The organism is Exiguobacterium sp. SH31 (assembly GCF_001816105.1).
Taxonomy (GTDB): Bacteria; Bacillota; Bacilli; order Exiguobacteriales; family Exiguobacteriaceae; genus Exiguobacterium; species Exiguobacterium aurantiacum_A.
The window spans coordinates 1-8,008 of sequence record NZ_LYTG01000003.1; the positions used below are offsets into that span (position 1 = coordinate 1).

The 8,008-nt window shown below is 52.8% G+C and carries 9 protein-coding genes; 8 read left to right on the forward strand and 1 reads right to left on the reverse strand.

Annotated elements, in window-relative coordinates; all coding sequences use genetic code 11:
• The 7 genes from A6395_RS00700 to A6395_RS00730 form a co-directional block, all read left to right on the forward strand.
• On the forward strand, window positions 1-729 hold a 729-nt coding region (locus tag A6395_RS00700; RefSeq protein WP_071397456.1), incomplete at its 5' end, for a carbohydrate kinase family protein.
• Window positions 726-2,156 carry a sucrose-specific PTS transporter subunit IIBC gene (locus A6395_RS00705; protein WP_071397457.1) on the forward strand — a complete coding sequence of 477 codons (1,431 nt, stop codon included), beginning with the start codon at window positions 726-728 and terminating at the stop codon, window positions 2,154-2,156. The genes A6395_RS00700 and A6395_RS00705, both read left to right, overlap by 4 nt.
• Window positions 2,157-2,178: 22 nt before the next feature.
• Complete coding sequence (locus tag A6395_RS00710; RefSeq protein WP_071397458.1) at window positions 2,179-3,597, forward strand: glycoside hydrolase family 32 protein; 1,419 nt, start codon at window positions 2,179-2,181, stop codon at window positions 3,595-3,597.
• Between the two features lie 124 nt (window positions 3,598-3,721).
• Window positions 3,722-4,009, forward strand: coding sequence for a hypothetical protein (locus A6395_RS00715; protein WP_071397459.1), 288 nt, complete (start codon window positions 3,722-3,724; stop codon window positions 4,007-4,009).
• A gap of 81 nt (window positions 4,010-4,090) precedes the next feature.
• A complete protein-coding gene (locus tag A6395_RS00720) occupies window positions 4,091-4,507 on the forward strand; it encodes a YhfM domain-containing protein (RefSeq protein WP_071397460.1) in 417 nt (138 codons plus the stop codon).
• Window positions 4,508-4,533: 26 nt separating this feature from the next.
• Window positions 4,534-5,235, forward strand: coding sequence for a hypothetical protein (locus A6395_RS00725; RefSeq protein ID WP_071397461.1), 702 nt, complete (start codon window positions 4,534-4,536; stop codon window positions 5,233-5,235).
• Window positions 5,236-5,351: 116 nt separating this feature from the next.
• Window positions 5,352-5,759, forward strand: coding sequence for a YhfM domain-containing protein (locus A6395_RS00730; protein ID WP_071397462.1), 408 nt, complete (start codon window positions 5,352-5,354; stop codon window positions 5,757-5,759).
• A 22-nt stretch (window positions 5,760-5,781) separates the two neighbouring features.
• Here the strand turns inward: A6395_RS00730 and A6395_RS00735 are convergent, their stop codons facing one another.
• Window positions 5,782-6,627, reverse strand: a complete 846-nt coding sequence (locus A6395_RS00735; RefSeq protein ID WP_071397463.1) for an alpha/beta fold hydrolase — start codon at window positions 6,625-6,627, stop codon at window positions 5,782-5,784.
• 116 nt (window positions 6,628-6,743) lie between these two features.
• Here A6395_RS00735 and A6395_RS00740 point away from each other — a divergent pair, with 116 nt between their 5' ends.
• A complete protein-coding gene (locus tag A6395_RS00740; protein WP_071397464.1) occupies window positions 6,744-7,739 on the forward strand; it encodes a helix-turn-helix transcriptional regulator in 996 nt (331 codons plus the stop codon).
• The last annotated feature ends 269 nt before the right edge of the window (window positions 7,740-8,008 follow it).

Sequence of the window (8,008 nt, forward strand, 5' to 3'; positions counted from 1 at the left end):
AACGGCGTCGGCGTCGAGAATCTAGTCGAACAGGGCGACACGACGTTCGCCTTCGTCTCGATCCAAGCGGACGGGGAGCGCGACTTCACGTTCCGGCGCGGAAGTGACGGCGACTATGCGTTCGAAGCGATCGACTTGACCGCGTTCAAGCCAGGTGACATCGTTCATTTCGGTTCAGCGACGGCATTGCTCGACGGTGAGTTGAAAAATGCTTACTTCAAACTGTTACAGTTCGCCAAGCGTGACGGCCTGTTCGTCTCGTTCGACCCGAACTACCGGGACGCGCTCGTCACAGAAATCGACGCATTTAAACAAGACTCGCTTCACTTTATCGCAGAAGCCGATTTTGTGAAGTTGAGCGAAGAGGAAGCGCAACTTTTGACCGGGCATGACGATTTAAATCAAGCGGTCGCGTCACTTCTCGAAACGGGTGCGTCACGGATTGCCATCACGCTCGGCTCGCGCGGGACGTTGATCGCCACGAAAGACGGCAACAACGTGATTTCGTCGGTGAAAATTGACAGCGTCGATTCGACGGGAGCGGGTGACGCCTTCGTCGGTGCCTACTTGTATCGCTTAGCGACACTCGGGGTCGATGACGCTCGTTTACTAAAGGATATCGAATATGCGAACGTGACCGGCGCGCTTACGTGCACCGCTTACGGCGCGATTCCGGCCATACCATCACAACAACGTGTGCTTGAAGCACTAGGAGGGAAACCAGTATGAACTACAGACAAGAAGCAGAAGCGATTTTAGAGGCTGTCGGCGGGAAAGACAACGTCGCCGCTGCGGCCCACTGTGCGACCCGGCTCCGCCTTGTCCTAAACGACGAATCGAAAGTCGACGAGAAGAAACTCGACGCACTTGACGTCGTCAAAGGGACGTTCTCAACGGGCGGGCAGTATCAGGTCATCATCGGCCAAGGTACAGTCAACAAAGTGTACGCCGAATTCGCCGAATTGACAGGTCTCGGTGACATGTCGACGACTGACGTCAAGTCGGCCGGGGCGAAGAAAGGTAACCCGCTCCAACAGTTCGTGAAGATGCTATCTGATATTTTCGTACCGATCATCCCGGCCATCGTCGCCGGTGGTCTCTTGATGGGGATCAACAACTTGCTCACAGCACCTGATTTGTTCTTCGAAGGCAGCTCGCTGATCGACCAGTACCCTGGTATCGCCGATCTTGCCGCGATGATCAACACGTTCGCCAACGCCGCCTTCGTCTTCCTACCCGTCCTGATCGGGTTCTCCGCCGCCAAGCGGTTTGGGGGTAATCCATACCTCGGCGCCGCGCTCGGGATGATCATGGTCCACCCGGATCTCGTCAACGCCTACGCACAAGCGACGGTCGGTGACATTCCGGTTTGGAACATTCTCGGCTTTGAGATTGAGAAGCTTGGTTACCAAGGACAAGTGTTACCGGTCCTCGTATCCGCCTATATCTTATCGAAACTTGAAATCAACATCCGTAAGTTTATGCCGGCTTCACTCGACATCTTGCTCACACCGCTCCTCTCGCTCCTCATCACGGCGTTCGTCACGTTCGCCTTCGTCGGACCGATCACGCGTGAAGCAGGTAACTTGATCATCGATTCGCTCGTTTGGACGTATGATTCGCTCGGATTCTTCGGTGGTCTCGTCATGGGTCTCTTGTACGCCCCAATCGTCATCACAGGGATGCACCACAGCTTCATCGCCATCGAGACGCAACTTCTCGCAGACATCGCGCGCACAGGTGGTTCGTTCATCTTCCCGATCGCGGCCATGTCAAACGTCGCCCAAGGTGCGGCTACGCTTGCCGTCTTCTTCTTGACACGCGATAAGAAGATGAAAGGTGTCGCTTCGGCATCTGGTATCTCGGCACTACTCGGTATCACTGAGCCCGCCATGTTCGGGGTCAACTTGAAACTACGCTATCCGTTCATCGCGGCCATCATCGGTTCAGGGATCGCCTCGGCGTTCATCGTCGGTCGTGAAGTCCTCGCTGTCGCCCTCGGCGCGGCAGGTCTTCCAGGGATCATCTCGATTGCACCGGCATCAATTGTCTCGTATATCATCGGTATGGCCATCGCCTTCGCGGTCGCCTTCGGATTGACGTTCGTCCTTGCGAAACGCCAAACGAAAAAAGAAGAAGTTAAACAAGCAGCATAAGAAAGAAAAAGGAAGTGATTGTATGAGTTGGACGAAGGCAGAGCGTTACCGCTCGTTAAGTGACGTGAGTGCCCTCGAAATGGAGACGCTCCGTGCGAAGACGGCGGCTTCCCCGTGGCGGTTCGGATACCATATCCAACCGCCGACGGGCCTCCTGAACGATCCGAACGGATTCACGTATTACAACGGGGAATATCACATGTTTTATCAGTGGTTCCCGCTCGGACCGGTACACGGTCTGAAGCATTGGTACCATGTCACATCACCCGATCTCGTCACGTGGACGGACCGCGGGGTGGCGTTAGTCCCGGAGACGACCGAAGACTCACACGGTGCCTATTCGGGCAGCGGCTTCGTGAAGGACGGTGAACTCCACGTCATGTACACCGGCAATCACCGGACGGACGACTGGACGCGTCACGCCTCGCAAATCATCGGCGTGCTACGAGACGGCAAGATCGAACGCCGGAACGTCGCCATCCCGGACATACCGGCCGGGTACACGGAACATTTCCGAGACCCGAAAGTGTGGCTCGAGAACGATGTCTATTACGCCATCGTCGGAGCGCAGCGTGATAATGAGACGGGCTGTGTCGTCTTGTATCGTTCAGCTGATTTGAACGACTGGACGTTCCTCGGCGAAGTCAAAACGGGTCTCGACCCGTTCGGCTACATGTGGGAATGCCCGGACGTGTTCGAACTGAACGGTCAACACGTCCTCGTCTTTTCGCCGCAAGGCATCGAGCCGGAAGGTCACCGTTACCACAACATCTATCAGTCTGGATTCTTGATCGGCAAACTCGACGTCGAAACGTTGACGTTCACGCACGGAACGTTCGAAGAACTCGATTTCGGCTTCGACTTCTACGCACCGCAGACGACCGAACATAAGGGACGTCGCGTGCTCGTCGGTTGGATGGGCTTACCGGAGATCGACTACCCGACGGACCGCTACGGCTGGGCCCACGCCTTGACGTTGCCGCGTGAACTCTCGCTCGAGGACGGATTGCTTAAACAGCGTCCGGTGCAAGCGATGACGAAGCTACGCCAAGACGAATTCGTCAACACATCCGGTACGGTGATTGAAACTTCGACACCGGACCGTTACGAGCTCGAGCTGAAAACGGACGGATCTGACTTCACGCTCGACCTGCTTCAAGTCGGGAATGAGTCACTCGTCATTCGTTATGATGCAGCGACGCATGAACTGACGATCGACCGGACGAACGCCGGTGAGCCGTTCGCGACCGAGTATGGGACGACCCGGACGAAAACGATCGCCGTCGAATCACTTCACGTGTTCATCGACTCGTCGAGCGTCGACTGCTTCGTCAATGACGGCGAGGCCGTCGCCACGCTCCGCGTGTTCCCGAGCGAGCTTGAAAAACAGTTGCGTTATGAAGGAGCGACTGCGAGCCTGACCGGTTGGACGTATCAATAAGGAAGAGCTGGGCTTCGGCCCGGCTTTTTTGTTGTCCTAAAAATCCGACTGCTTCATTCCTTGCGTGTGTTATTCTGGGAATAGGAAATAACTTACATATCAAACAACAGGAGACGATAGGACAATGTGGATCATATTTGGATTACTTGCGATTGCGGCGACGCTGTTCAACTTGTATACGTTCAGCGTCGGGAAAGATTACAAGCTGCCGATGGCGCTTGCGTTATCGCTGACCGCGTTGACGGTGTGTGCAGATTACAGTTATTTGTCGGTCTGGGTCGAAGCGGAAGATTGGGGTGCATTGGCGGATGTCATCCCCGGCATGGGACGGGCATTATGGGTGCTCACCAGCATCTCAATTTTCTTGAACCTGTTGCCGATTTTCTTGGAGCGAACGCGGAAACAGGCATGAATGATCTGATGTCAAAAATTGTGAAACCTTTCGTCCGGATTTTCGTAAAGGATGACTATCAACGTGAATGGGGTGGAGGACATGAAATTAAATCGAGCCATGTTGACAGGGGCTTCGGCGATGATCAAAGCGTTCATGGAACCGGACTGGAATGAATTGAACAACGAAGAAATGATTCAAGCGCGAGTCGCTGAGTCGTCAGGGGTTGGTTCGTTCAATGAGACGGATTTCATCATGTTCAATGGAATCGAAAAAGTGAGACCGTTCGCGGACATGTTGCGCAATGCAGATGAGGCGCTCGAAGATTCCATTCAGGGGGAACCGGACTTTGACCTGGAGCTTCATTGGAAGGGCGGAGTGATGGCACAGTATCAGCTTTGGCTCGGTCAGAAGCTGAAACCGAGTTATTTGATGGACGTGACCCATCCACACCTCATCTACCGCGTGTCGGCAGACATGACAAATCAGTTGATTCAAGTGCTCGGGGTGGACGAATAAGGTGAGGAACGTGAGGATTATGAAAAATGGATTACATTGATTTGAAATTTCGCTTCGATAAAGACCTTTCTGACAAAACGTATGGCGAAAAGCTCCTTCAATTACTTGACAAGTACGATGTTGAGATTGGCTATGTCGGCTATTATGAACCCATCAACACACCATTTTCGCGAGACGGATTCATGAATATGTGGGGTGTCGAACAGGACGGTATGTCTGATTTTTTTGCGCGCCTGCATAAACGAAAAAGTTTTCTACTCATCAATCCTTGTTATGACGGACCGGCTAGTGTATATATCTCGCTCAGTCTGTCGAAATCCCATTATAACGACCGGCCAAACCGATGGCTCACTCTATTTAAAGCGATGTGTATCGAACTTAAACCATATCGAGCCGACATGTGTATGGATCATAGTTCAAAATCTTCGTTTTATGATTATGACCGGGAAAATTTTTGGTTTCTCAAACCCGAAGAAGTCTCGTGGTTCAATTATTGGAGCGACGATTTACTGGCCAGTGGAGATGCGACAGATATTGACGCGTTCGAATGGTTCGGTCGAGAACGAATCGAAAGCGGATGTTTCTACCAATTGACGGAGCAGATGGATGCACCTGATATGGAGGCTCGTGTGGAAGAAGCGAGAATCATGTTGGGTGAAGGATTACTTTTGAAACGTGAACTCGTTGAAGAGGATGACGTCGATTGGGATGATACCTTTGATGGGTAGTACAATTGATTCAGAAAATCGCTCGTTCGACTTATTGCAGAGTGATTCTCAACAATCATGTTGGGGGCTTAGTTGCACATGACAAGAGGCAGAGGTGACTTATGAAGCGAGGACGGATGGGAACGGTAATTGCTCTAACCGTTTTGACAATCGCTTTGGCCGGCTGTGGCTCGAACGATTTCCGGACGGATGGGATTGAAGAGGTCCGCGTCTCGGAATCGGACGGATTCTCAAGCTTTCAAGAGGGAGACATCTTGACGTTCGACACGCCGGAAGCGATTCAAGTGTTCGAGCACATGATCGAACAGGCTGATGAATTGCCGGGAGTAGCAGACTCGGTCGGACCTGAATACGATATCGAAATCCGTTTCGAGGACGGGGAGACGGACCGCTATTATTTGTGGCTCAACGATGATCCGAAATCGGTCAGTAGCCTTTACGACGCGGACGACACGAACATCGGCTATCGCCTCCCTGCTGACGTGACGGAGGAATTGATCAAACTGCTCGAGTCAGGCGACTAAAAAAGACGCCTAGAATGGCGCCTTACGAGTTGAAGCGGATGAAGCGTTCGATTTGTTGTTCGCTCTTCCGGGCGTGGCGGCCGATCCAAATCAAGTGACCGGGGCTGTTCAAGATGGTGAGTTGGGCGTGCGGGATGAGCCGCTTCGCATAATAGGCGTGACGGATTGGGACGGCCTTGTCGTTCTTCGAATGGACGATGTACGTCGGACAAATCACCCCGAGCAACGCCTCGGCGGCGACACGTTGCCTAAGATCGAACTGGGCACCGAGCCCGAACGCCATCTGGCTCGCGACCCGCTTCAATAAGAAGATATCGTACGGCGTCACTTCGTCCCGGATGACGTCGAGCGCGAGCAGACTCGTCGATTCGATCATCCGTGCTGTCGCCTCGAACGGTTGCTTTTGAATCGCTTTAAAGACGAAGTACTTCATCGCATATTGTGCCAGGATGAACGCGGGCTGAGCGACGTTTCGGCTGACGTAGTCGCGATACGGGAAGTCGACCACGCTCGTCACGGCGGCGGCGAGCGTTAAACTCGACGCCCGCTCATTGTCAGAAGCGAGCTCGATCGCCGTCGGTCCACCTGCCGAGATGCCGTAGATGTGATAGCGGTCGATGGCCATGATTTCCATCAAGCGCTGTAAGTGTCCTGCGAACTGTTGTGGCGTGGCCGAAAATGAGTACGGAGTCTCACCGTATCCAGGTCGCGATGGGACAATGACCCGGAAGCCGGACAAGACGAGACGGTCCACATGGTACGGTTCTAGACTCGACGATTGGGTCCCATGAATCAAGATGACGACCGGACCATGACCGCGGTCCATATATTCGATTTTCGTGCCGTTGACATGGGCATAGTGTTTCACAGCGGCGTGCGCCTCCTTAAATGAATTGTAATGGAAAATAACTTTATTTCATGGAAATTACATGATAATGTCTGTTTATACATCATACATATAGAGAACTGAAAGGGGATTAAACCGTGAACAACCGAGAACGGTTACTCGAGGTGAGACGGTTTTTCGAACGCCACACAGATGACAATCATCCAAAGACGTTAGAAGACTTGCTCGAATATTTATCGACAATTGGAGATACTTCTAAGTTAGCAAAAAAATCGGTGAAAGACGACATCCAAGCATTGACCGATTCGGGGTTCGAGGTGCAGGATGAGCTTGAAAAGAACGGTCTCGCCAAAAAATACTGGCATTCGGCCCGTCTGTTTGAAATTCATGAACTTCGCATGATGGTCGATGCGATCGTCGCGGCCAAGTTCATCTCGGAAGATGTGACGGAAAGTATCGTCGAGAAGCTCCAGAAGCTGACGAGCATCCCAGAAGCAGAGACGCTCCAATCAATCATCAAGACACCGAAGAAAAAGCATGGACAGATCCCGTACCATATCGACCGCATCCAACGGGCGATCCAAGAACAGAAGGCGATCTCGTTCCAATACACGGACGTCGTCGGCTTCGACGTCACGAAACGCACGTTCCCGCTCCGCCGTGACGGCGAGCGCTACGTCGTCAATCCGATCGATCTGCACTGGAACCATGAGCAGTACTATTTGATCGGCATCGACGAATCGATCGGGGAGATTCGCAACTATCGTGTCGACCGCATCGTCAATTCGGAAATCGTCGAAGACGACACGCCGCGCCTGAAGCATCATCTGGCGGACGATTACTTCCAAAAATCGTTCAACATGTATAACGGGCTCGATGAGGAGATCATTCTTGCCGTCGATGAGCGGGTGCTCCCGGTCATCTTCGACAAGCTCGGGGAAGATGTATCGATCACACGTGAAGAGGAACGATTCCTCATCCGCTTCGACGCGGCCGTATCAGACGGTTTCGTCTTCTGGCTCCTGTCGCTCGGCACGCAAGTCGAGGTGCTCGAACCGGTCACGCTGCGCGACCATATGCGTGAAACGATTGAGTCTATGGCAGGCCGTTACGCCAAGGCGAGCATCCACTAAAACGATTGATTTGAAACTGTGATATACTGCTTGCGACACTTGTAGAAGGGGGACAGGCGGATGTTGAATTGGATGCCTTTGATCATTCCGATTGTCGCTGTCATTTTTGTCGCCGTCGTCGCAAGACGCGCCATGAAAATGGACCAAGAGAAATAAAGTACGGACGGACATCCGCCTCGCGATGAGGGGGATGTCTTTTCAAAACAGAAAGAAGGTGTTGCATGGATACGATCACACATACGTTGTTCGGTTTGACGCTGTACGGGGCG